The 22,007-nt window shown below is 30.4% G+C and carries 29 protein-coding genes and 1 pseudogene; all 30 read left to right on the top strand.

Translation table 11 applies throughout. The annotated features are described in order from the left end of the window. Positions 1 to 349 precede the first annotated feature (349 nt). The 30 genes and pseudogenes from sigZ to Q0820_RS07960 all read left to right on the top strand — a co-directional run bounded on the left by sigZ (position 350) and on the right by Q0820_RS07960 (position 22,004). A complete protein-coding gene (gene sigZ / locus Q0820_RS07815; RefSeq protein ID WP_298486733.1) occupies positions 350 to 898 on the top strand; it encodes an RNA polymerase sigma factor SigZ in 549 nt (182 codons plus the stop codon). Between the two features lie 64 nt (positions 899 to 962). Beyond that, positions 963 to 1,673, top strand: a complete 711-nt coding sequence (locus tag Q0820_RS07820) for a PIG-L family deacetylase (RefSeq protein WP_298486734.1) — start codon at positions 963 to 965, stop codon at positions 1,671 to 1,673. Between the two features lie 11 nt (positions 1,674 to 1,684). Next, positions 1,685 to 2,608 carry an arsenite methyltransferase gene (arsM, locus tag Q0820_RS07825; RefSeq protein WP_298486735.1) on the top strand — a complete coding sequence of 308 codons (924 nt, stop codon included), beginning with the start codon at positions 1,685 to 1,687 and terminating at the stop codon, positions 2,606 to 2,608. 169 nt (positions 2,609 to 2,777) lie between these two features. Beyond that, positions 2,778 to 3,356 carry a Crp/Fnr family transcriptional regulator gene (locus Q0820_RS07830; protein ID WP_298486737.1) on the top strand — a complete coding sequence of 193 codons (579 nt, stop codon included), beginning with the start codon at positions 2,778 to 2,780 and terminating at the stop codon, positions 3,354 to 3,356. A 419-nt stretch (positions 3,357 to 3,775) separates the two neighbouring features. Then, positions 3,776 to 4,354, top strand: coding sequence for an NAD(P)H-dependent oxidoreductase (locus Q0820_RS07835; protein ID WP_298486738.1), 579 nt, complete (start codon positions 3,776 to 3,778; stop codon positions 4,352 to 4,354). An 18-nt stretch (positions 4,355 to 4,372) separates the two neighbouring features. Next, positions 4,373 to 4,777, top strand: coding sequence for a DUF6463 family protein (locus tag Q0820_RS07840; RefSeq protein ID WP_298486740.1), 405 nt, complete (start codon positions 4,373 to 4,375; stop codon positions 4,775 to 4,777). Then, positions 4,778 to 5,275: a DUF2867 domain-containing protein gene (locus Q0820_RS07845; protein ID WP_298486742.1), complete on the top strand. Its 498-nt coding sequence runs from the start codon at positions 4,778 to 4,780 to the stop codon at positions 5,273 to 5,275. A 35-nt stretch (positions 5,276 to 5,310) separates the two neighbouring features. Continuing rightward, positions 5,311 to 5,775 carry a RidA family protein gene (locus tag Q0820_RS07850; protein WP_298486744.1) on the top strand — a complete coding sequence of 155 codons (465 nt, stop codon included), beginning with the start codon at positions 5,311 to 5,313 and terminating at the stop codon, positions 5,773 to 5,775. Positions 5,776 to 5,850: 75 nt separating this feature from the next. Beyond that, complete coding sequence (locus tag Q0820_RS07855; RefSeq protein WP_298486746.1) at positions 5,851 to 7,023, top strand: FAD-dependent monooxygenase; 1,173 nt, start codon at positions 5,851 to 5,853, stop codon at positions 7,021 to 7,023. Between the two features lie 135 nt (positions 7,024 to 7,158). Beyond that, positions 7,159 to 7,950, top strand: a complete 792-nt coding sequence (locus tag Q0820_RS07860) for an AraC family transcriptional regulator (RefSeq protein ID WP_298486748.1) — start codon at positions 7,159 to 7,161, stop codon at positions 7,948 to 7,950. 67 nt (positions 7,951 to 8,017) lie between these two features. Continuing rightward, entirely contained in the window at positions 8,018 to 9,412 is a 1,395-nt protein-coding gene (locus Q0820_RS07865) for a serine hydrolase (RefSeq protein WP_298486750.1), read from the top strand. Between the two features lie 429 nt (positions 9,413 to 9,841). Next, entirely contained in the window at positions 9,842 to 10,423 is a 582-nt protein-coding gene (locus Q0820_RS07870; protein ID WP_298486752.1) for a Crp/Fnr family transcriptional regulator, read from the top strand. Positions 10,424 to 10,715: 292 nt separating this feature from the next. Beyond that, the gene (locus Q0820_RS07875; protein ID WP_298486754.1) at positions 10,716 to 11,015 is read left to right on the top strand and encodes a putative quinol monooxygenase; all 300 of its coding nucleotides are present in this window, start codon (positions 10,716 to 10,718) and stop codon (positions 11,013 to 11,015) included. A gap of 18 nt (positions 11,016 to 11,033) precedes the next feature. Then, positions 11,034 to 11,756: a pirin family protein gene (locus Q0820_RS07880; RefSeq protein ID WP_298486756.1), complete on the top strand. Its 723-nt coding sequence runs from the start codon at positions 11,034 to 11,036 to the stop codon at positions 11,754 to 11,756. Between the two features lie 6 nt (positions 11,757 to 11,762). Continuing rightward, positions 11,763 to 12,332 (top strand): TMEM175 family protein, encoded by a 570-nt coding sequence (locus Q0820_RS07885; protein ID WP_298486758.1) that lies wholly within the window; start codon positions 11,763 to 11,765, stop codon positions 12,330 to 12,332. A 237-nt stretch (positions 12,333 to 12,569) separates the two neighbouring features. Then, positions 12,570 to 12,833 (top strand): annotated as a pseudogene (locus Q0820_RS07890) (DUF1905 domain-containing protein); the annotation flags it as partial. Positions 12,834 to 12,858: 25 nt separating this feature from the next. Next, a complete protein-coding gene (locus Q0820_RS07895) occupies positions 12,859 to 13,212 on the top strand; it encodes a DoxX family membrane protein (protein ID WP_298486760.1) in 354 nt (117 codons plus the stop codon). A 29-nt stretch (positions 13,213 to 13,241) separates the two neighbouring features. Beyond that, the gene (locus tag Q0820_RS07900; RefSeq protein WP_298486762.1) at positions 13,242 to 13,814 is read left to right on the top strand and encodes a nucleotidyltransferase family protein; all 573 of its coding nucleotides are present in this window, start codon (positions 13,242 to 13,244) and stop codon (positions 13,812 to 13,814) included. A gap of 93 nt (positions 13,815 to 13,907) precedes the next feature. Continuing rightward, a complete protein-coding gene (locus Q0820_RS07905; protein WP_298486763.1) occupies positions 13,908 to 14,492 on the top strand; it encodes a Crp/Fnr family transcriptional regulator in 585 nt (194 codons plus the stop codon). An 89-nt stretch (positions 14,493 to 14,581) separates the two neighbouring features. After that, positions 14,582 to 14,887: a hypothetical protein gene (locus Q0820_RS07910; protein ID WP_298486765.1), complete on the top strand. Its 306-nt coding sequence runs from the start codon at positions 14,582 to 14,584 to the stop codon at positions 14,885 to 14,887. 14 nt (positions 14,888 to 14,901) lie between these two features. Then, the gene (locus Q0820_RS07915) at positions 14,902 to 15,618 is read left to right on the top strand and encodes a YafY family protein (RefSeq protein WP_298487281.1); all 717 of its coding nucleotides are present in this window, start codon (positions 14,902 to 14,904) and stop codon (positions 15,616 to 15,618) included. A gap of 53 nt (positions 15,619 to 15,671) precedes the next feature. Next, a complete protein-coding gene (locus Q0820_RS07920; protein WP_298486767.1) occupies positions 15,672 to 16,052 on the top strand; it encodes a nuclear transport factor 2 family protein in 381 nt (126 codons plus the stop codon). 89 nt (positions 16,053 to 16,141) lie between these two features. Then, a complete protein-coding gene (locus Q0820_RS07925; protein ID WP_298486769.1) occupies positions 16,142 to 16,816 on the top strand; it encodes a hypothetical protein in 675 nt (224 codons plus the stop codon). 2 nt (positions 16,817 to 16,818) lie between these two features. Beyond that, entirely contained in the window at positions 16,819 to 17,454 is a 636-nt protein-coding gene (locus Q0820_RS07930; RefSeq protein WP_298486770.1) for a GyrI-like domain-containing protein, read from the top strand. Positions 17,455 to 17,459: 5 nt separating this feature from the next. Next, positions 17,460 to 18,575 carry a DNA alkylation repair protein gene (locus Q0820_RS07935; protein ID WP_298486771.1) on the top strand — a complete coding sequence of 372 codons (1,116 nt, stop codon included), beginning with the start codon at positions 17,460 to 17,462 and terminating at the stop codon, positions 18,573 to 18,575. 72 nt (positions 18,576 to 18,647) lie between these two features. Continuing rightward, on the top strand, positions 18,648 to 19,478 hold the full coding sequence (locus Q0820_RS07940) for a sigma-70 family RNA polymerase sigma factor (RefSeq protein ID WP_298486773.1): 831 nt from the start codon (positions 18,648 to 18,650) through the stop codon (positions 19,476 to 19,478). 58 nt (positions 19,479 to 19,536) lie between these two features. Further along, entirely contained in the window at positions 19,537 to 20,154 is a 618-nt protein-coding gene (locus Q0820_RS07945) for an NAD(P)H-dependent oxidoreductase (RefSeq protein ID WP_298486775.1), read from the top strand. A 3-nt stretch (positions 20,155 to 20,157) separates the two neighbouring features. Continuing rightward, positions 20,158 to 20,664, top strand: a complete 507-nt coding sequence (locus Q0820_RS07950; protein WP_298486776.1) for a cupin domain-containing protein — start codon at positions 20,158 to 20,160, stop codon at positions 20,662 to 20,664. Between the two features lie 64 nt (positions 20,665 to 20,728). Beyond that, positions 20,729 to 21,475, top strand: a complete 747-nt coding sequence (locus Q0820_RS07955) for a DUF6597 domain-containing transcriptional factor (RefSeq protein WP_298486778.1) — start codon at positions 20,729 to 20,731, stop codon at positions 21,473 to 21,475. A gap of 136 nt (positions 21,476 to 21,611) precedes the next feature. After that, positions 21,612 to 22,004 carry a VOC family protein gene (locus tag Q0820_RS07960; RefSeq protein ID WP_298486780.1) on the top strand — a complete coding sequence of 131 codons (393 nt, stop codon included), beginning with the start codon at positions 21,612 to 21,614 and terminating at the stop codon, positions 22,002 to 22,004. The last annotated feature ends 3 nt before the right edge of the window (positions 22,005 to 22,007 follow it).

Below are 22,007 nucleotides of genomic sequence, written 5' to 3' on the forward strand. Positions count from 1 at the left end.
CATAAGGGACTTGCACCCTCTAGATGAATTAGTTATCTTTCGATAAATTAAAGATGCCCATGCTGGGCACACACAATACCTAAACGTAATGCGGACTTTTGGGCTAAATCGAATGGTCTGCGTATATTTATATTGTCGCTAAATCTTATGGATTTAGCTTTGGAACAAAAAAAGAAAAAGCAAAACAATAAGCTTTGCCTTAGCGCGAAGACGGAATCTTTACAGATTCCTTGCCTCCACACTAATCATAGCCAAAGCCGTTGCCATTAATTATGAATGCTGCTATTTTGCGTCCTTTTAAACTTTTCTGCGTCATTAGGAAAAGAAAGGAACAAAATTTACAAATTGAATGAATGAATTAATCGAAAATATTTGGAACGACTTCCACAAAGAATTAAAAAACTTCATCCAAAAAAAGGTAAAGGACGAAAATATCGCCAATGACATTTTGCAAGATGTTTTTATTAAAATAATCGACAACTCGGACAAAATAGAGAAAGCGACAAGTCTACAGAATTACATTTATGCGATTGCCCGAAATGTAACAAACGACCACTTTAGAAACATAGCAAAAAACGCGGGTATTCAAAACGACTTCTTGCCTTTTACAGAAGGAGAAACACAATCTTTAAATACCACAATTGCAAATTGCTGCATCAAACCGTTTATCAAGCAACTACCAGATAAATATCAAGCAGCATTGACTAAAACGGAATTTGAAAACGTCAGCCAAAAAGAATTGGCAGAACAACTGGACATTTCATATTCAGGTGCAAAATCGAGAGTTCAGAGAGGTAAAGAAAAGCTTAAAGAACTCATATTAGCCTGTTGCAATTTTCCAAGCGACAGTTATGGAAACTTGAGAGACACAGAAGATAAAAATTGTGGTTGTTCCTAATTTTGCGTCTTTTTTATCTGTTTTGCGTGTTTATATAAACAAATCAAAAGACGATATGAAAATTATGTACATCTTTCCGCATCCAGATGATGAATCATTTGGACCTGCTGGAGCAATTGACAAACAAATTAAAGAAGGCAATGAGGTTATTCTTTTAACACTTACAAAAGGTGGAGCTACCAAAGTAAGACATAATCTTGGTCTTTCCATTCAAGAAATGGGAGCAGTACGAGAAAAAGAAATGCAGAAAGTACAAAAAAGTTTAGGTATTTCGGAAATGAACATTTTAGATTATAAAGATGGCGGACTTGCAAAAGTCAACCCTCTATATCTTGAAGGCGAAATACTAAAATGGTTGCAACACTACCAACCCAATGTAGTCATTACATATCCCGTTCACGGAGGTAGTGGGCATCACGACCATATTGCCTTACACCACATAATTAAAAGGCTTTATTTCGATAAAAAAGACACGCTGAAATTTTGGAAACGACTGGCTTATTTTACTGTAATCGATACTGGAAAACCAATGTTCTTTGAAGGCGGTATTCCAAGAGTAACTTGGACAAAAGAAAAAGATATTGCAGTTACCGTTCAATTGGACGAATCTAACATAATGGCAATGAAAAACGCATTGCTTTGTTACGACACCTATCAAGAAATGGTAAAAACCACAAATGTTATCGAAAGAATTGGAAGCAAAACGCATTTTGAACTTGAAGATGAAAACTATAAAAAAGTACTTTCCTCGATAACTGAATCCATAACAATTTAAATTTCAAAAAAATGAAAACAGAAACAATTAAAGAAGAAATCAAAAAATCCTATGGAGACATTGCTAAAGGCGATATTCAAGTAGGTTGCTGTTCAACAGATACAGCGTGTTGCACCACAGACAAATTTAGCACTTCAATGGCTGAAAGCTATAATTACATTGAAGGCTACGAAAAAAAATCGGATTTATCCTTAGGTTGCGGAATTCCGACCGAAACCGCAAACATAAACAAAGGCGATACGGTTATCGACCTTGGTTCAGGTGCTGGAAATGATGCATTTGTTGCTCGTAGAATTGTTGGCAAAACAGGAAAAGTAATCGGAATTGATATGACACCTGAAATGGTTATTAAAGCCTTACAAAACAACCAAAATTTAGGCTATCAAAATGTAGAATTCGTATTAGGCGAAATCGAAAATATGAAGACTATTTCGAGTTCAGTTGCAGATGTAATAATAAGTAACTGCGTAATGAACCTTGTACCGAACAAGCAAAAAGCATTTAACGAAGTTTTCAGGACTTTGAAAACTGGCGGACATTTCAGTATTTCCGACATAGTTTCAATTGGTTCACTTCCAAAAGAAATTTTGGAGGCAGCGGAACTCTATTCAGGTTGCGTAGCAGGAGCAAGTGAAAAGGGTGAATATTTAGGAATTATCAAATCGGCAGGATTTAAGAATATCCAAATTAAGAAAGAACGCAAAATAGACCTGTCAGACGACTTGTTGTCCAAATATCTAAATCCGAAAGAATTAACAGAATTCAAAGAATCAAATTCTGGAATTTATAGCGTAACTATCTATGCCGACAAGTTGGACGAAGGCAGTTGTTGCGAAACAACAGATAACGGATGTTGTGGAAGTGAGGAAAGTGAGACATTGGAAAGTGTAAGTTGTTGTGGAACGGAATCAAGCGGAGGAACAGGTTGTTGTTGATTAAAAAAGAGTGCGGAAAGCTCAGCAGCTAACAAAGACGTATATAAAAATTACTATCAAGTACTTAATTCATTGGCTTTTCATATATTTATAGTCAGTATTAAACCGAAAAGTTGCGTTTATTTACACGCAACTTTTCATATACAATACCTTTGGCAACAATTAAAAAATGAACGAAAACATCCTAGATACAATAAGTAATTTCTATACACCTCTATCATCTGAATGTCAACAAGATTTCTTTAAACATTCTACAATTAAAGTGTTTAAAAAAGGAGAAATTGTTGTTCGTGAAGGGCAGTTAGCAAAAAAAGCCTATTTAATTGAGAAAGGCTGTGCTAGGGCATACTACTTAAAAGATGGAAAAGACATTTCGGATTGGTTTACCTTTGAAAATCAATTTATGGCATCTATTGTGAGCTTTTTTAGTGAAGCACCAAGTCCACATTATATTGAGTTTATTGAAGATTCTACAGTATATGAATTTAACGAATCAACCGTAAATATGCTTTCTAAAAAGCATCATGATTTTGAGCATTTCATCAGCAAGGTCGTTACCGAAACTATGTTAGGTTTATGTGAAAGATTACATAGTATCCAGTTTAACAAGGCAGAACAGCGTTACGACTATCTTTTAAACATATATCCAAATATAACTAACCGAATACCACTAACTCATATTGCTTCTTATTTAGGAATTACACTTGAAACATTAAGTAGAATTCGCAACATAAAGAACCGAATTTGATTTATATCAAATGACACTCTTTTTTATTGATAGACCTTTGTGAAAAAGAAATACAATGAAAGAAAATACTAATCAGCAATACTCTATTTGGGGGAAATGGTGGGAACCCATAAGAAAATGGTTTTACAGCATATGGTTCACCTATGAAACCACTATTCGATTTTACGAATATTTTATTTCGGTCCAGCAATATTTTACAGAACAACAGAATACTATTTCATCATATATCGGAAATATAGGCACCCAAATTCTCAATGTATTTTGCAGCGTAGGTACATTTTTAATTTGTGTTATTTTCCTGACTGTCCCTATCATTTTTATTTTATTCAAATTCTTTAGTGTCAATAATCTAACCAATACAAGTTTTGAGCAAAAATTGAAACGGATATTGTAGTGGCATTGTATAAATCGTGTTAAAAATGAAAAAAACACTCATCATAAACGGCCATCCTGATAAAGAGAGTTTCAATTATGCTTTATCGGATGCTTATAAAAAAGGAGCAATCAGTTCAGGTGCAGATGTTAAGGAAATAAATATCAGAGAATTGAATTTTAACCCTAATCTTCAGTTCGGATATCGAAAAAGAATGGAACTAGAACCTGATTTAATAGCTGCTCAAGAAAAATTAATTTGGGCAAATCACATAGTATGGGTTTACCCTGTTTGGTGGAGTTCTGTACCCGCAATTATGAAAGGTTTTTTAGACCGTATTCTGCTCCCAGGGTTTGCATTTAAAAAGAGAGAAAATTCATTATTATCAGACAAATTCTTGACTGGCAAATCTGCTAGAATAATTTGTACTCTTGATCAACCGCCTTGGTACTATAGTTTGGTTTACAAAAGCCCAAGTCATAATGCTATAAAGAAAGGTACATTACATTATATAGGTGTAAAAAAAGTACGAATTACTACTATTGGTCCTATCCGATTATCTAAAGAAAAATTTAGGACAAAATGGTTGAATAAAGTAGAAAAACTTGGACAAAAAAACAGGTAGAATTAATATTTTTATATTATGAAAATTAACAACGGTAAAATTCTAATATTTCTTGGTATTTCACATTTTCTATTAGGAATATCTCCATTGGCTTTTGGAAAACAATTTAACGTATTTTACTCCAAATTTTTCTTTAGAATTAGTGAGGGGCTCTTGGAATTCCCCTTTTTTAACGGCCAAATGAACTATGAATATTTTGCGGCTTTTTGGTTCGTATATTTTGGTTTATTACTCATTCCGTTTGGCATGGCAATTAACCATATTGAAAAAACAAATAATTATATACCACGGCATTTATTATACACCTATTTATTTGTGGTACTCATTGGTGTTTACATGATACCTCTTTCTGGAATGACGTTTTTAATGTTACCTCAAGCAATCTATATGTTAATTCGGAGAAATAAACAAAAAGAGTCCTAAATGAAGAAAAAAGTAAAAGAAGAAAAAACGGAGTTAAATGATAATCAAAAAACAATACTTCCAAAAATTGATTTTTCGGACACTTTTTCCACAACTAATCACATAAACAATATTGAAGAAATTACAAAGCTTGTTTTTAACATAACTCCAAAATGGATTAATTCATTATTTGCTCTACGGAATAAAATTGTAGGCTTGTTTGGTTTAAAAATGGAAATTCCAAATGATTACAATGAGCAATACAAAGTAGGAGGATATATTAAATTCTTTAAGATATTCTCAATATCAGATAGCGAAGTTATTCTGGGAATAGATGACTCGCATTTAAACTTTCGAGCGGTGATTAATAATGATAAATCTAATTCAAACAACATTAAAGTAATTACTTTAGTCGAATACAATAATCTTAAGGGAAAAATATATATGAAAATAATAAAACCATTTCATAAACAAGTTCTCAAAAGAATGGTTAAAAACGCATTTAGAGAAAGTAAATAAATGAACAGACAGTAGACAAAACAGAATTTGAAAATATGACTCCCAAAGAAAATCTTAAAAATCTAAACCTTAAGCTTCCAAAAGTATCAATGCCAGGAGGAAATTATGTTTCAGTCAATATTCGAGAAAATATTGCATATATAGCAATCCAATTTCCAATATTAAATGAAGAGTTCCTTTATCAAGGAAGATTAGGAAATGAAATCTTAACAGAACAAGGCTATAAAGCTATGGAATTATGTGCATTGAATGTTTTATCCCAAGTGGAAAATAAAATTGGATTTGATAAAATTGTAGGACTAAATCATATTGATGCTTATTTTCAATCAGAAGAAAATTGGGACGACTCTCCTATTATTGTAAACGGAGCTTCGGATTTATTTGTGAAAGTATTAGAAGAAAAAGGTAAACATTCGAGAGCTATTTTCGGGGTTGAAAAATTACCGAGAAATTTTAGTGTTGGATTGACAACTACATTTACAATAAAACACGACATTTAACATAATATTAGTAAATTTCAATACGGAAACGCAGCAATAAATAAGGATAATCTAATCGCTAATAATCATAAAAATATGACAAATAATATTTCAATAATTGGAGGGGGAATTGGAGGGCTAGTTACAGCACTATCTTTTGATAAACTAAATATACCTTATAGATTATATGAGAGAGCAGAATCTTTAAAAGAAGTGGGGGCCGGAATATGGTTATCACCAAATGCACTTCAGGTTTTAGAATGGATTAATCCTAAAATGTTAAAGGAAATTCAAGATGCTGGAAATATTTTCAACCGGATTTTAGTAGCTGACCATAGACTAAACCCAATTTCTGATTCTAGTCAAAGTTTTGTTCAAGAAAAATTTGGTTACACAACAATGGCAATTCATAGAGGGAAACTACAACAAATCTTATATAAATATGTAGCACAAGAAAAAATTGAGTTGAATAGAACTTTTAAAGCTTATTCCAAGAATAAAGACAAATCGCTAAAAATAAATTTTACAGATGGATCTTTTGTAAACACAAATTCTATCATCGGTGCTGATGGCATAAATTCTAATGTGAGAAAACAATTATTCCCTAAAAGTAAGATTAGGTATTCTGGACAAACTTGCTGGAGAGGGATTTCAGATTATAATATCGAAAATGAATTAGCATCGGTTGGCTTTACGCTATGGGGTAAAAAATTACAGTTTGGTGTATCAAAAATTTCAGAAGGAAAAGTATACTGGTTTGCTGTAAAATTGAGTGAACCAAATTTAATTGATGATAAAGAAAGATTAAAAGAAGAGCTAACTAATATGTTTTCAGAATTTCATCCTCTTGTAAATAATCTAATTGTAAATACACCTGAAAATAAAATTTTCAGAGGAGATCTTTCCGATTTAGAATTACTTAATAAATGGAACTCCATAAACATTTGTCTAATTGGAGATGCTGCGCATAGTATGACTCCAGATTTAGGACAAGGTGGAGCTCAGGCAATAGAAGATGCATATTATTTATCTAATTTCATACCCCAATATGATAACTTAGAAACGGCATATTATAAATTCTATAATTATAGAAAGCCTAAAATTGAAAAATTAGTTAAACAATCTAGACTTACATCAAAAATTGCAATAACAAATAAATTTATAGAAAAAATAAGGAATTTTATTCTCAAAAAAACACCTGAATCTTATATGAAAAAGCAAATGATTGAATTGTATTCTTTGGATAAAACTATTGCCAACAAGGTATAAAAAACATAGGGCGTTTGTACTAAATCGGAAATTCTACAATTTTTTCTCAGGTTCGTCCCTTTTTGTTAATTTTACTACCAACACAACAAACTATAAACCAACTGTTGTGAGCAAGCTAACCCGTCTTGAAATAGGTTGAATAAAAAAACAAACATAAATAAATACTATCGTCTTCCTATTCTGGACGGAATAGAGTTACTAAATGCGAATTCTTGTACACTTGACTTTCCTTTTCACGCTCACGAAACATTAAACATTTCATTAATTTTAAAAAATACTTTTAATACCAAACTTATTGATAGATTTTTAAAAGCGCCTGTTGGAACAATTTGCATTACTAATGCCAATGAAATCCACGCTACACCTTGCGATAATTATATTGGAAATTCATTTTTCACTTTCTATGTTTCGCTAGATGTAATTAAAAAAATAAACAATGGGCAAGTGCTTTTTTTTAAAGACAACATAATCTATAACCAAAAAATATTTGGCGAACTCTATTTTTTATCACTCAACTTCAAAAAAAGTAATATTCAGTTTGAAAAAAGGTTAAAATCAGTATTAACCTCTTTAATTTCAGAATATTCATCCCACAAAGAAATTAATAACGTAACAAAACATCATTTTCAAAGTTTTGTCAGTAATACACCTATTAATACTTTCTCTTTAAGTAAAACAGCTTCGCAATTTGGAATGAGCAAATACAAGTTTATACGACTATTTAAACAAGAAACAGGATTAACACCCAATAATTTTATTCTCTTAAAAAAAATAGAAAAAAGTAAAGAGATGCTGAAAAACGGCAACTCAATATTTGATGTTGCTATCGACTGTGGATTTTACGATAATTCGCATTTTTACAAAAATTTTAAGCGATTCATTGGGGTTAACCCTTTGGAATTCCAAAATGCTGTTCTTATAGTTTAGTTTGCAATATTTTACAATGGAAACGAATTTTAAATTTTCATCTTTGCTTATATTAAAACCAAAAAAAATGAAAATTTATCTTTCAATAATATTTGTACTAATATCAATTATTACATTCTCACAAAAAAAAGAATATGATGTTGAAGATTTAGAGATCAAACTCGATTCTTTGATTATAAATACAATGGAATCCGAACATATTCCTGGTGCTTCATATATCATTATAAAAGATAAAAAAACATTACTAAAAAAAGGTTATGGATATACGACTTTAGGAAAAGATTCAAAACCTGTTAATCCTGATTCTACAGTTTTTAGAATTGGTTCAATAACAAAAACCTTTACTGCTACTGCACTTCTTCAACTTAAAGATAAAAACTTAATTAACTTAAATAAAGATGTCAATATATATTTAAAATCCGTAAAAGTTCCAACAACTTATGATGAACCAGTAACAGCTTCTAACCTTTTAACTCATAGTGCGGGATTTGATGAATTAAGAGGTAGAGTGGTTTATAAAAAAAAACAACAATTACCTTTAGATAATTTTCTTGATGGTAAATTAATAAGACTAAGAAAACCTGGTACAGTCGCAGCATATTCAACTTTCGGAGTTGCACTTGCTGGATTATTAGTTCAAGACATTAGCGAACTAACCCTAGAAGAATATATGAAAAAGAATATTTGGCAACCGCTTGGTATGTCAATGACGAGTATAGAATTACCCCAAAACCAAGAAAATAGTTTATCAATTGGTTATGAATATAAAAATGGTATTAATGTACCACAATCTTGGGAATGGTATCATACTTATCCTGCATCTTCAATTAATAGTACAACCGCAGATATGGGAAAGTATCTACAAATGCATCTTAATCTGGGCGAATTTAATGACAATAGAATTTTAAAATCAGAATCTGCATTGTCAATGCAAACGCAACAACTTTCTATCAACAAAGAAGTTTTTGGTTTCGCATATGGTTTTTACGAAAAAAATCAATTTGGACTTAAAGCATTTAATCATGGAGGAGATATGTTAGGCTATAGTTCTTTCATAACGTTAGTTCCAGAAATTAATTTGGGGGTTTTTGTTGTACACCATCACGAGAATACAAATTTGAGAACTAAAGTTATATCTCTAGTTTTAGAACATTTTGGAACTAAAAACATAAGTAATCTCAACCCAAAAAGGTTACACAATGACATTTCCATATTTTCTGGTAATTATAAATGGATGTCTACTTGTTATACTTGTACAAATATTGAAAAGCAACCAACTTATAAACTTACCGCAAATGATGATAACACATTATCTGGATTTGGCAGAAAATTTTATCAAGTAGATGCTTTACTATTCAAAAGTTATGATGGTAAAAGAATCATGGGATTTAAGAAAGATGAAAGCGGAAAAATAAAATATATGTCTTTAGGAAATGTGAACGCATTTGAGAAGGTAGAATAAAACTAATGGTAACGGCGTATATAATTCATCGCAATTTAGAACCTACTTAGGAATCCTGAGGCTTAGGAACTCGCGTTTTGAAAGTCTATTCGGCTTGTATTTGCTATATTAGGTACTTAAAACACACAAAACTATATACAAATATTTTTAAAAAACTCTATCCAAAGCTAAAATCACATGTATTTACAGAGGATAAGTTCAAAGTATTGATAAGCGTTAATCCGTCAAAAGCATTCTTGATAAAAGTCAGAAATTCCCTTTCATATAAAAATAATAAGTAATACAACAAGGCATAAAACATATAATATTCAGTGATTTGTAAGAGTTTTACTCTTACATCAGCGCTCCTTTTAATGGGTAAGAATGTAGCCCTAAAAGCTTCATTTTATAAACCTATATCAGGATAATTCATTAACGACTAAACAAAAAATGGATAGAATAATAAACACAATCAACACCTATATCTCACTTTCCGAACAAGAAATAGAATACTTAAAAGACGCTATAACTAAAAAAGAATATCATAAAAATGAAATAATTTTCTCTGAAGGTAAAATAGCTAATGAAATTTATTTTGTAAATAAAGGATGTGTTAGACTTTTTTATAATGTTGATGGTAAAGATAAAACAGCTTTTTTCTATAGTGCTGAACAATACATATGCGCTGGGGAAAGTTATACCTATAATATTCCAGCAGCAGAAAATTATCAGGCAATTAGTCAAACAGAAATATTTATACTTACCAAATCGAAAATTGAAAAATTACTAAAACAAGTGCCTAAAATGGAGGTTATTGCAAGAATTGCTACCGAAAACGAACTTATTACTTGTCAAAAACTAATTGCTTGTTTTATTACAAAATCCCCAGAAGAAAGGTATTTGGATTTATTAAACACTCAAAGGGAGTTATTTCAACAGGTACCACAACAATATATAGCTTCTTATTTAGGGGTTTCACCCGAAACACTTAGTAGAATTAAAAAACGAGTATACCATAAAAGTCTTTCTTGACGATAGTCAAGAGAAACCATATAGATAGCATATAAATTTGTAAAAAAATAAATATGCAAAAGAAGGCTTTAGTTGCAGGAGCAACTGGTTATTTAGGTCAATATCATGTAAAAGAGCTAAAAAAGAGACTTTTGGTACGGATATTAATACGAAAAAAAAGCAGAAAAACCTGTTTGATTTGGTTGATGAATTTTTCATTGGTCAAATTACAAATTCAACCACTTTAAAAGGTGTTACAAAAGGTACTAAACAGAAATAAAAAATCAACAACATAATATAACCTTATAAAAACATGAAAATAATATCTGGCATCTGGAAAATAAAAGAAAACTATTATAATGATTTTATTGTATTAGGAAAACAAGCAGTTGCTCAATCAAGAAAAGAAGTTGGGAATATTAGCTTTCGCTTTTCTGAAATAAAAATAGAGGAAAATACTTTTATGTTTTTTGAAGAATGGAAAGATCAAGAAGCCATAGATTTTCACGTTTCTCAAGATTATTTTAAAGCATTTATGAAAGCATCTGAGAAAATGCTTGAATCGGCACCAATAATTACAGTTTACAACACCAATAAACAAACAAAATTATAACAAACAAAATTAAATTAAATGGAAAACATAGTATTACACAAAGCAGAAACTAGAGGACATGCAAACCACGGTTGGTTAGAGAGCTATCACACATTTAGTTTTGCAAGTTACCATAACGCTGAACGTATGAATTTTGGTGTACTAAGAGTTCTTAATGATGATACTGTGGCTCCAGGAATGGGATTTGGTAAACACCCGCATAGAAATATGGAAATTATATCTATTCCATTAGAAGGAGATCTAGAGCATAAAGATAGTATGGGTAATACAACTACAATACACTATGGAGATGTACAAGTAATGAGTGCCGGAACAGGTGTACAACATAGCGAGTTTAATAAAAATAAGGACAGCCAAGTAAAATTTTTACAAATTTGGGTTATTCCAAATAAAGAAAATGTTACTCCTAGGTACGATCAAATTTCTCTTGATAAAAAAGATAGATTAAATACTTTCCAGCAAATTTTATCTCCTAATTCTAATGATGAAGGTGTATGGATACATCAAAACGCTTGGTTTCATTTAGCAAATTTTGAAAGTGGATTTTCATCAGAATACAAGTTTAAATCTAAAGGAAACGGATTATACCTTTTTAACCTAAAAGGAGATATTGAAGTAAATGGACAAGAATTAACAACTAGAGATGGTCTTGGTATTTGGGATATCAGTGAGGTAGTTATTAAAGCAAATAGCGATTCAGAATTCTTATTAATGGAAGTACCAATGGAACTTCCAAAATAAGTAACAATGAAAACAGGAAGGCTTGAAGCTTTTAGTGATGGTGTATTGGCCATTATAATTACCATAATGGTTTTAGAAATGAAAATTCCTCAAGGAGCAAGTTTAGATACTCTAAAACCATTAGTGCCATTGTTTTTATCATATGTATTAAGCTTTTTTTATCTAGGAATTTATTGGAACAACCACCATCATTTATTTCAAGCCGCGAATGGCGTAAACGGAAAAATATTGTGGGCTAATCTAAACCTTTTATTTTGGTTGTCTTTATTTCCGTTTGTAACTGGTTGGATGGGAGAAAATAATTTTAATAAAAACCCAGTAGCCTTATATGGAATTATACTATTATTAGCCTCATTAGCATATAAACTGTTAATATATTGCATTCTAAAGAATGAAAACAAAAACTCTATTGTACATAAAGCCTTAAAAAAAGACCCTAAAGGTAATTTCTCATTGTTTCTATATATTGCAGGAATAGGAATTTCTCTATACTTTCCTAAAGTAAGCTTAGGCATTTATTTTATTGTTGCTTTAATATGGTTAATTCCAGAAAAAAGAATTGAACGTATATTTTAAATTAAAAAAATGAATTTAACCAAATTACTATGCCCTCTCTGCCTTGGATAGAGGCAAAATTAAAAGATTTGATTGGAACCAATTAATACCTTTTTACAGTAGAGAAAACAGACTAAACCAGCCATGGAAAATAGATACTAAAAAGGAGTAGTAAGGTTTTACTCTATTCTTATTATTTTTAGCAATATATAATAAATTCAAATCCATTGAAAGGTAAAATATGAATTCTCTGCAAACTTATGGAAACACAACTCTGAAGGGGGCTGGCATTTTATAACTATCCCTAAAGCGTTTTCTAAAGAAATTAGAAAAAACCTTCAATGGCAAGAGGAAGGTTGGGGAAGAATGAAAGCTTCTGTTATAGTAAAAAATATAACTTGGAATACTTCCATTTGGTTTGACACCAAAATAAACTGCTACATTTTACCCGTAAAAGCAGAAATTAGAAGAAAAACAAATATTAAAAAAGACCAAACACTACAAGTAACCCTATTAGTGTAACTAAACCTCTATAAAAAATGTAACTATGTTAAAAACTATTTTACTAATTCTTTTAGGTCTTTTCTTTATTCTCAATGGTATTAACCATTTAATAAATACACATATCTATGAAGAATACTCTCTAAAAAGAGGGCTCGTTTCTCCTCGCTTAATGGTTCAACTAAGTAGTGTTGTTCTTATTTTTGGTGGCACTACCCTAATGTTTAACTTTTTAATATTCTATGGGGTAATTGGGCTTTCTATTTTTCTTATAATTGCGTCTTTTAGTCTTCATAAGTTCTGGAAAGAAAAGGATAGTCAATCAAAATTACTAGAAAGTATGCATTTTGCGAAAAACATGGCCATTCTTACAGAACTTATTTATATTGCTTTTTCATAAAACTCAATCTAAAAATAGTTATAGAAAAAATGCCCCAAGAGTTAGAAAACAACCTAATAGAAATCATTGAAAATGATATTTGGATGACTAACATTTTGAAAATTGTTAGAGATTTAAACTTAAATGATTGTTGGATTGGAGCTGGTTTTGTTAGAAACAAAATTTGGGATAAAAAACATGGGAAATACAGAACGGAACTTAATGATATTGATGTAATACATTTTGACAAATTAAACCCGAGTAAAAAATATGACTTGCAAATAGAAAACAAATTAAAAAAACTTAATTCTAATCTAAACTGGTCTGTTAAAAATCAGGCAAGAATGCATATTAGAAATGGGCACCAACCCTATACTAATTGTAAACATGCTATTTCTTTTTGGCCTGAAACAGCAACTGCAATAGCTGTAAGGCTTAATAATAAAAATAAAGTTGAATTTATAGCTCCTTATGGTTTAGAAGACTTATTTAATCTTTTGGTTAGACCAACACCTAAATTTAATTTGACTATATACCATGCTAGAATAAAAAATAAGAGGTGGAAAGAGAAATGGAGTAAATTAGAAATAGAAACTAGATATAACGATAAATTTGATAAATAGATTCATTACTTTTTAACCTAAAATCTTTACTTTATTATACCTTTTGCGTGTATAACGTTATATCTAATAAAAAACATTTTAAATTACTAAAAATTGAGTTCTACTAAAATACAACATCTTCTAAATTATTTTGACAATTATTGGGCTGTTGAAGAATTAACCGTAAAAATGCTTGATAAATGCGTAACTAAAAGGAAACTTAAGAGAAAAGAAAACATCTTAACAGAAGGAGAAAAATGTAACCACTTAACCTTTGTTACAAAAGGAATTTTAAAGACTTATCATGTGAACAGAAAAGGAAACCAACATAACTTAAAATTTACTGCAGAAAATAACTGGTTAACTGATTTTAATAGTTTGTATAATAACATTCCTAGCAAACTTTATATTCAAGCTATGACACCTGCAACTATTCTACAAATTAAAAATGAAGACCTTTTTCATTTATATGACAACTCCCCACTTTTTGATAGAAACATGAGAATTGTTACTGAAGAAGCCTTTATAGAACAACAAGAAAGAGTTTTACAGCATATCAGCTCTACAGCACATGAGAGATACTTATATTTTTTAAAAAAGTATCCAGACTTATCAAACCGTATCTCAAATATCCAGATTGCTTCATATATTGGTGTTACCCCTGAATTTTTAAGCACCATAAGAAAAAAACAGCTGTAAAAAAGGTAATTTCTTAAACTATCTTATTGTTGTGCGCAAAATTCTAAAAGTAATTTTGCAATCAATAATTTAAAATAAATAGTTAAAAAATGATAGTAGAAATTACCACTTACAAAGCAGCAGAAAATGTAACTCACAAAGAGCTTTTAATAGCTTCAAAAGCATTTAATAAAGAGTATTGTTCTAAATGTAAAGGTCTAATTAGTAGACAATTCTTAAAAACAGCAGACGGTTACATGGATATCTTTGTTTGGAAAAGCAAAGAGGCAGTTGAACAAGTTCAAGAAACATTTATGCAAGATACAGATGCCATGAAATTTGCCAGTTTAACAGACGCAAATAGTTTAACAATGAAAAACTATGAGGTCTTAGAAACTTCTATTTTTAATAATTAATATTTTTACAATATATAACTCATACAATAGTACTTATTAAAATGAACAGACTTACACGAATCACAGCTATTTTAATTCAATTACAATCTAAAAAGGTTGTAACCGCGAAAGAAATTGCTAGTAGATTTGAAATTAGTTTACGTACTGTTTACAGAGATATAAAAACGTTACAAGATGCTGGTATTCCAATAGGTTCAGAAAACGGAGTTGGTTATTTTATTGTTGATGGATATTCTTTGCCTCCTGTTATGATTACAGAAGAAGAAGCTAATGCATTAATTATTTCTGAAAAATTCATTTTAAACCAAGGAGATATTTCGTTAAAAAAAGATTTCAACTCCGTACTATTTAAGATCAAATCAGTATTAAGAAACCTTGAAAAAGATAAGATTACGAAACTTGAAAATAGAATCTCTCCTTCTTATAAAAAAGATACGTTTAAAAGTAATTCATTATCCGTAATTCAAAAAGCAATAACCAATAATGTAGTTGTACAAATTAAATATCATTCGCTATATAAAGATGAAACAACCCTAAGAAAAATAGAACCTTTAGGAATATATTTTACAGAGAAAGCTTGGGTGGTTATTGCGTATTGTAGATTGAGAAAAGAATTACGAGAATTTAGATTAGACCGATTTTTAGAGTCAAATACAACTAGTCAAATACCTGAATATCAGGAAGTTTTTAATCTAACCAAATATTTTCAAAATCTTTATAATATAAGTTGACATAGGGTTGTCACCCCTTCATTATATTTTTGTTTTATTAAAAAAACTATACAATGGAACAAAACAAAATTATGACTGTGGTAAAGTCATATCCTGAAGCTTTTAAATTAATGGACACCTCTTTAATTGACAAAAATTTTACTAAAAACGCCTCTAAAACAGGGGTCTTATACGATTACGAAACAAAGAAATGGGGTGAATTAACTAATGCTAATATTGAAGAAATCAAAAAATGGGTAACCGTTCATAATAAGGAAAATAGTATGCCCGATATTCATATAAAATCTCAAATAATTGATATCCAAGATAAAATAGCACTTGTAAAAATTGAGTTAGAATGGATAAAAAACATAAAAGGAAGCGATTATATATTGCTTGTTAAAAAAGGGAATGAATGGCTAATTGACAAAATATACTATCAAAGTATTATTTAAAACTAGAAAACAAAATGATGATGAAAAATATTTTAATAGTTATAGGTGTAATATTCATATTTGGTTGTAACCAACATAAAACAAAAAAAATGAACGAAGCAAACACAGTAAATTCTAAAGCAGAAATAGCGCCTAAAATAGGGACAGTTGTATTAGTATTAGGCGAACAAAACCCAGAATATTCTAAAGAACAAGTGTTGGAACTATCCAGAGCTATAGACCCTATGGTAGATACTTTTGATGGCTATTATGGACGAAAGATGATTTTTGGAATTGAAAACCCAAAATTGATGGGTGATGCCGTTTATTACAGAGATATTGAATCCTTTGAAAAAGCAACTGAAATAGAACTTAAAAGTGAAACATGTCTAAAGTTTTTTGCCACCATGCTACCAGAATCTAATTTAACAAAAATGTTAATAGGCTCTCCTGTATACATAAGCCCTAAAAAACAGGAAAAAGTAGGAGTTGTAGAAGTGGCTCTATTCAAGGCAAAACCAGAATTTACCAAAGAAGAGATAACAAAAAGCGCTATTGCTATTAACCCAATATTAAAGAAATTAGATGGTTTTATAAGTCGTAAACTAGCAGTTACTACAGATGGACAATGGATGGATATTTTGTATTGGTCAAGCCTAGAAAAAGCAAAAAGTGCATTAGCAGTAGTAATGAAAAGCGAAGTTTGCAAAACTTTCTTCGAGATGACCGATGAGGCTAACTCAGAATTTATACATTTTGATATAGCAATTGACACAGAACAATAGATATGCCAACAAAACACGAATGGCGAAAAGCCGAAAAAGCACTGTATTTACCCAAAACTAAACCCGAATTAATAGAGGTTTCGGCGCAAAAATTCATTACTATTTCAGGAGCAGGAAACCCGAATAGTCAACATTTTGCAAATTGTGTGTCGGTATTATACCCAATCTCGTATGCAATTAAAATGAACGCTAAAAAAATGAAACAACCATCTATTGGGTATTTTGATTATACTGTATATCCCTTAGAAGGTCTTTGGGATTTAAATGAAGAAGCAAAAAAACGATATAACGGCACATTAAATAAAGATGATTTGGTATTTAAACTTATGATTCGTCAGCCAGATTTCGTATCTCAAGATTTTTTTAGTGAAATGCTAGCTCTTACCAAAAAGAAAAAACCACACTCGCTTTTGGAAAACTTAAAGTTTGAAACCATTACAGATGGGAAATGCATACAAATGATGCATATAGGGCATTACGATGATGAACCCAAAAGTTTTAAACTAATGGAGCAATTTGCATTAGAACAAGGCGTAGAAAGGTTGTCGAAAGCACATAGGGAAATCTATTTATCCGATTTTAGAAAAGTAGCACCTGAAAAACTAAAAACGGTTTTACGATTTCAATTAAAAAATTAGTAGGTATGGCAGACTTATTTAAACACATATACAATCACACTTTTTTTGAAGTCTTTACCTCAATTTTTAAAGAGGTAGTACCCTCATTCAATACCAAAGAATTTTTAAATGACATTTTTGATGATGAATGGGAAAATCGAGAGTTAAAACAGCGGATGCGCCATACCACAAATACTCTACATCGGCAACTTTCAGGTAACTTTGAAAAGGATGTTGCAGATATTCTTCGTTTTATCACCTTGTGGAAAGGCAGAGAAACCAAAGTTAGCCCAAATGATGGTTTAGCGTTTATCTTTTTACCCGACTATTTAGAGCAATATGGCATAGAACACTATACTCTGGCGATGAATGCCACAGAAGCGATTACAGCATTTGCGAGTTGTGAATTTTCAATACGCCCTTTTATTATAAAATACCCAGAAAAAAGCATGGTACAAATGCTTCAATGGGCGTCACATAATAATTTGCATGTTAGACGATTGGCATCAGAAGGTTCAAGACCACGCTTACCTTGGGCAATGGCACTTCCTGTTTTAAAGAAAGACCCTGCTCCTATTTTGCCTATATTGGAAAAACTAAAAACAGACCCGTCAGAATATGTCCGTAGAAGTGTTGCTAATAACCTAAACGATATTGCTAAGGACAACCCAGAAGTAGTTATTAAAATAGCTAAACAATGGAAAGGTATTTCAAAAGAAACCGATTGGGTGGTTAAACACGCTTGTCGTACCTTATTAAAACAAGGCAATCAAGAAATTATGGCATTGTTTGGCTTTGGGAAAGTGGACAAGTTTAAACTTTCTAATTTTAAAATTAATACAACTAAGGTTAAAATTGGAACTCATCTAGATTTTTCGTTTGATTTAATAAACACAAATAATACAACATCAAAAATTAGATTAGAATATGGCTTATACTATCAAAAACTCAATGGCACCTTATCGAAAAAAGTGTTTAAGATAAGTGAGAAAGAATATTCTCCAAAATCGACAACCAGTATTAATAGAAAACAATCTTTTAAACGGATCACTACTAGGAAATTTCACACCGGAAAACATCAAGTATCCGTTATAATAAATGGAAGCGAATTAGAAAAAAGAAATTTTGAACTAATTGAATAGAAAAATGCCATTACAAAATGTCACGTTTTCACTTTTCAAATTGTCATACCTTCAAAACATAATAATTAGATTTTGAAAAATTATCACGACATATTGTTTCCATTCGCATATAACATTCTTGGTTCTTCTGAAGATGCAAAAGATACTATTCAAGATATTCTTGTAAAGTACTTGATAATTGACAAAGAGCATATTAAGAATGAAATTGGATATTTAATCAAGTCTGTTATCAATCAATCAATTAATGTAAAAAAGAAGAAAAAAGCAATAGGAACTGATAGTATTTGGCTTCCAGAGCCACTTTCCACTGAAAATGCAGATGACAACATCAATCACAATGAGGTTTTATCTTATTCAATGCTTACGCTTCTGGAGAAATTAACAGCAAAAGAACGTGCTGTTTTTATTTTAAAAGTAGCTTTTGATTATTCTCATAAAGAAATTGCTGAAACCATTGGTTTTACAATTGAAAATTCAAGAAAATTATTAAGTAGAGCAAAAATTAAACTGAATAATAGCAAAACAAAAAACAATAGTATTCCCAAAAATGAATCCCAAAAATTGAAGCAATACATTGAAGCAATGCAAAATGGAAACTTGTCTGCTTTAGAAAAACTACTATCTAAAGACATACTACTAGCCGCAGATGGAGGGAAAAACATTAAAGTAGTTAGAGAATTAACAAGCGGTATAACAAACACTTCTAAGCTATTGCTATATGTTTACAAAGCCTTTTTAACTGGTTTAGAGATTAAACACTCCATCATAAATCACCAACCTGCTATTCTATTTTATCAAAATGAGGTACTTAAAAATTGTCAGATATTTGAAATAGAAAAAAATAAGATTGTAAATATTTACTCTATTGTTGATCCAAATAAACTAAAATCACTTTCCTTTTAAAATTTGTCACGTTTTCTCTTTTGGTTTTGTCATACTATTGAACATAAATACGCAATAGATGAAAAAATTATTACGAATAGATGCCAGCTTAAGAAAAGAAGGTTCGCACTCCAGACACTTAGCTAATTATTTTGAAAAAAATTGGCTAAAAGCCCATCCTACAGGAAAAGTGATTTATAAAGACTTAACAAAAACTGAAATACCTCACTTGCAGAATGAAACAGTAGAAGCATTCCATATTCCTCTAAAAGAGCAAAACAAGATTAATAAACAAGCTACAAGTTTATCTGACAAACTTATTTCGGAACTAAAATCTGCAGACTATGTACTTATTAGTAGTCCTTTGTATAATTTAAATATCCCATCCACTTTAAAATCGTACTTAGATCACATCATTAGATCTGGACATACATTTAGAGTAAATAAAGATGGTAGTTATCAAGGTTTACTCAAAAACACTAAAGCATATGTAATTACAACTAAAGGCGAAACATATAAAGGTACAACAATGGCTTCTTTAGATTTTCAAGAACCATACCTCAAAACAATTTTCGGTTTTATCAATTTAGAGCTTAAAGCTATTTTTTCTCTTGAAGGAACAGCTTATCCGGAGCTTCTAGAAAAGAATAATAAAATACAACAGGAAAAAATTTTAATGACCTTACAAAATATTTAATCTATGAAACCAGATTACTTTAATGACAAGCTTGAAAATAAAGCATCTATTATACAGCCTAATGAAGGAGAAAAATTAGAGTTAAGTACCATTGCAATAACATTTAAAGTAACTAGTGAAATGTCTAATGACCAATTAGGTGTTTATGAAATTACACTTCCGCCAATGGCAATTGGTGCAAAATTGCATTACCATAGATTTATGGACGAAACTTTTATTGTAAACCAAGGAGAGTTAACCATGCAAGTTGGCAAAGAAGAATACAAAGCCAAACCAGGAACTGTTGCTTATGTTCCAAGATTTACACCCCACGGATTTAAAAATGACACGGATAAAACTGTAAAACTAACCTTAATTTTTAATCCATCTCAAAAACGAGAAGGTTTTTTTAAAGGCTTACACGAAACCTTAAATGAAGTACCTATTAACCCCGAAAAATATTTAAAACTATACAATAAATATGATAGTTTCCCTGTAGATACTTCTAATATGATCCCAATAAGGAAATAATTTTTAAAAAATCAAAGCAGCTTTAACTGGGGACTAAAGTTGCTTTTCCTATTTTAGTTGTTAATTGGAATATAAAGAATACATACCATATAATAATTTAAATTCTATTGTTGATACAATTTGGCTAGCCACAAATTTTAATCAAGAAATTGAATCAAGAATAATTCCTGATGGTCATATCGACGTTATTTTTGAGCTAGATAAAGAAACTTACAATTATTCAAAGAATAAAATTAGAGTTTCAGGAATGATGACCACTTATAAAAAAGTAACCTCAAAAAAAAACTCAAAAACCATAGGAGTACGTTTTAAAGCTGGTCAATTTAATACAATTTCAAACATTCCTGTTTCAGAGTTAAAGAATGAAACATTGAGCGCTTCAGATATCTTTCCGCACTTTAATTATTCTATTTTAGACAAGCTCATTGAATGTAAAAATCAATTTGGAAAAATAATGCTTGTCAATGATTTTATAACAAATATTATTCAATGGAATAAGGTAAACAAAAACAAGTTAGAACTTTCTGTTTGTAAGTCTATTGAAACTAATTTTCAAGATATTGACCTTGCTAAAATTGCAAAAGAACATCTTATAAGTTTAAGGCAGTTAGAAAGACGTTTTAAAGCAATAGTTGGAGTTACCATGAAGGAATATCATGCCATAACCCGATTTAACAAAACAATGAAATACATTTCTACAAACCCTAATACAAGTTTACTACATGTTGCATTTGATATGGGGTATTTTGATCATTCTCATCTCACTAAAGAGATTAACAAAATGTCGGGCTTAAATCCATCAGAAATTTAATGCTGTCGTTTTTTTACAAAGTATAGAGCTTTGGTTGTTTTTACTTTTGTTTGAAAACAAAATGAGAAAATACTTTTTAATACTTATTTTTATTGGTTTCTCATACAATCTTCATTCACAAACTAAAAACAAAAAAATGTCAAAATTAGAGTCTCTTACACCTAATATAATGGTTAAGGATGTAAATACAACACTGGGGTATTACATAGATAAACTAGGTTTTAAATTGATTGATACGAATCCTGAAAAAGGAGAATATGAATGGGGTTATGTTATGTTAGATAATGTAGGCCTTATGTTCCAAGAAGAAAAATCACTAAAAAATGAATATAAAGAAATAGAACCAATGCATGTTGGAGGTGCGTTAACCTTTTACATTCGGGTAAAAAACATACAGGATTATTATAGTAAAATCTCTGATAAGGTTACGGTAATAAAACCAATAAACAAAACTTTCTACGGCACCAATGAATTTGCTATACTGGATATAAATGGGTTTGTTTTAACCTTTTCTGAAACTCCAGAATAAATC

It is taken from the genome of uncultured Maribacter sp., assembly GCF_947495965.1.
GTDB lineage: Bacteria > Bacteroidota > Bacteroidia > Flavobacteriales > Flavobacteriaceae > Maribacter_B.

What these genes read in the sequence shown, in the direction of transcription:
- sigZ (WP_298486733.1), top strand. Translation starts at nt 350, where the DNA reads ATGAATGAATTAATCGAAAATATTTGGAACGACTTCCACAAAGAATTA.
- Q0820_RS07820 (WP_298486734.1), top strand. Translation starts at nt 963, where the DNA reads ATGTACATCTTTCCGCATCCAGATGATGAATCATTTGGACCTGCTGGA.
- arsM (WP_298486735.1), top strand. Translation starts at nt 1,685, where the DNA reads ATGAAAACAGAAACAATTAAAGAAGAAATCAAAAAATCCTATGGAGAC.
- Q0820_RS07830 (WP_298486737.1), top strand. Translation starts at nt 2,778, where the DNA reads ATGAACGAAAACATCCTAGATACAATAAGTAATTTCTATACACCTCTA.
- Q0820_RS07835 (WP_298486738.1), top strand. Translation starts at nt 3,776, where the DNA reads ATGAAAAAAACACTCATCATAAACGGCCATCCTGATAAAGAGAGTTTC.
- Q0820_RS07840 (WP_298486740.1), top strand. Translation starts at nt 4,373, where the DNA reads ATGAAAATTAACAACGGTAAAATTCTAATATTTCTTGGTATTTCACAT.
- Q0820_RS07845 (WP_298486742.1), top strand. Translation starts at nt 4,778, where the DNA reads ATGAAGAAAAAAGTAAAAGAAGAAAAAACGGAGTTAAATGATAATCAA.
- Q0820_RS07850 (WP_298486744.1), top strand. Translation starts at nt 5,311, where the DNA reads ATGACTCCCAAAGAAAATCTTAAAAATCTAAACCTTAAGCTTCCAAAA.
- Q0820_RS07855 (WP_298486746.1), top strand. Translation starts at nt 5,851, where the DNA reads ATGACAAATAATATTTCAATAATTGGAGGGGGAATTGGAGGGCTAGTT.
- Q0820_RS07865 (WP_298486750.1), top strand. Translation starts at nt 8,018, where the DNA reads ATGAAAATTTATCTTTCAATAATATTTGTACTAATATCAATTATTACA.
- Q0820_RS07870 (WP_298486752.1), top strand. Translation starts at nt 9,842, where the DNA reads ATGGATAGAATAATAAACACAATCAACACCTATATCTCACTTTCCGAA.
- Q0820_RS07875 (WP_298486754.1), top strand. Translation starts at nt 10,716, where the DNA reads ATGAAAATAATATCTGGCATCTGGAAAATAAAAGAAAACTATTATAAT.
- Q0820_RS07880 (WP_298486756.1), top strand. Translation starts at nt 11,034, where the DNA reads ATGGAAAACATAGTATTACACAAAGCAGAAACTAGAGGACATGCAAAC.
- Q0820_RS07885 (WP_298486758.1), top strand. Translation starts at nt 11,763, where the DNA reads ATGAAAACAGGAAGGCTTGAAGCTTTTAGTGATGGTGTATTGGCCATT.
- Q0820_RS07895 (WP_298486760.1), top strand. Translation starts at nt 12,859, where the DNA reads ATGTTAAAAACTATTTTACTAATTCTTTTAGGTCTTTTCTTTATTCTC.
- Q0820_RS07900 (WP_298486762.1), top strand. Translation starts at nt 13,242, where the DNA reads ATGCCCCAAGAGTTAGAAAACAACCTAATAGAAATCATTGAAAATGAT.
- Q0820_RS07910 (WP_298486765.1), top strand. Translation starts at nt 14,582, where the DNA reads ATGATAGTAGAAATTACCACTTACAAAGCAGCAGAAAATGTAACTCAC.
- Q0820_RS07920 (WP_298486767.1), top strand. Translation starts at nt 15,672, where the DNA reads ATGGAACAAAACAAAATTATGACTGTGGTAAAGTCATATCCTGAAGCT.
- Q0820_RS07925 (WP_298486769.1), top strand. Translation starts at nt 16,142, where the DNA reads ATGAACGAAGCAAACACAGTAAATTCTAAAGCAGAAATAGCGCCTAAA.
- Q0820_RS07930 (WP_298486770.1), top strand. Translation starts at nt 16,819, where the DNA reads ATGCCAACAAAACACGAATGGCGAAAAGCCGAAAAAGCACTGTATTTA.
- Q0820_RS07935 (WP_298486771.1), top strand. Translation starts at nt 17,460, where the DNA reads ATGGCAGACTTATTTAAACACATATACAATCACACTTTTTTTGAAGTC.
- Q0820_RS07945 (WP_298486775.1), top strand. Translation starts at nt 19,537, where the DNA reads ATGAAAAAATTATTACGAATAGATGCCAGCTTAAGAAAAGAAGGTTCG.
- Q0820_RS07950 (WP_298486776.1), top strand. Translation starts at nt 20,158, where the DNA reads ATGAAACCAGATTACTTTAATGACAAGCTTGAAAATAAAGCATCTATT.
- Q0820_RS07960 (WP_298486780.1), top strand. Translation starts at nt 21,612, where the DNA reads ATGTCAAAATTAGAGTCTCTTACACCTAATATAATGGTTAAGGATGTA.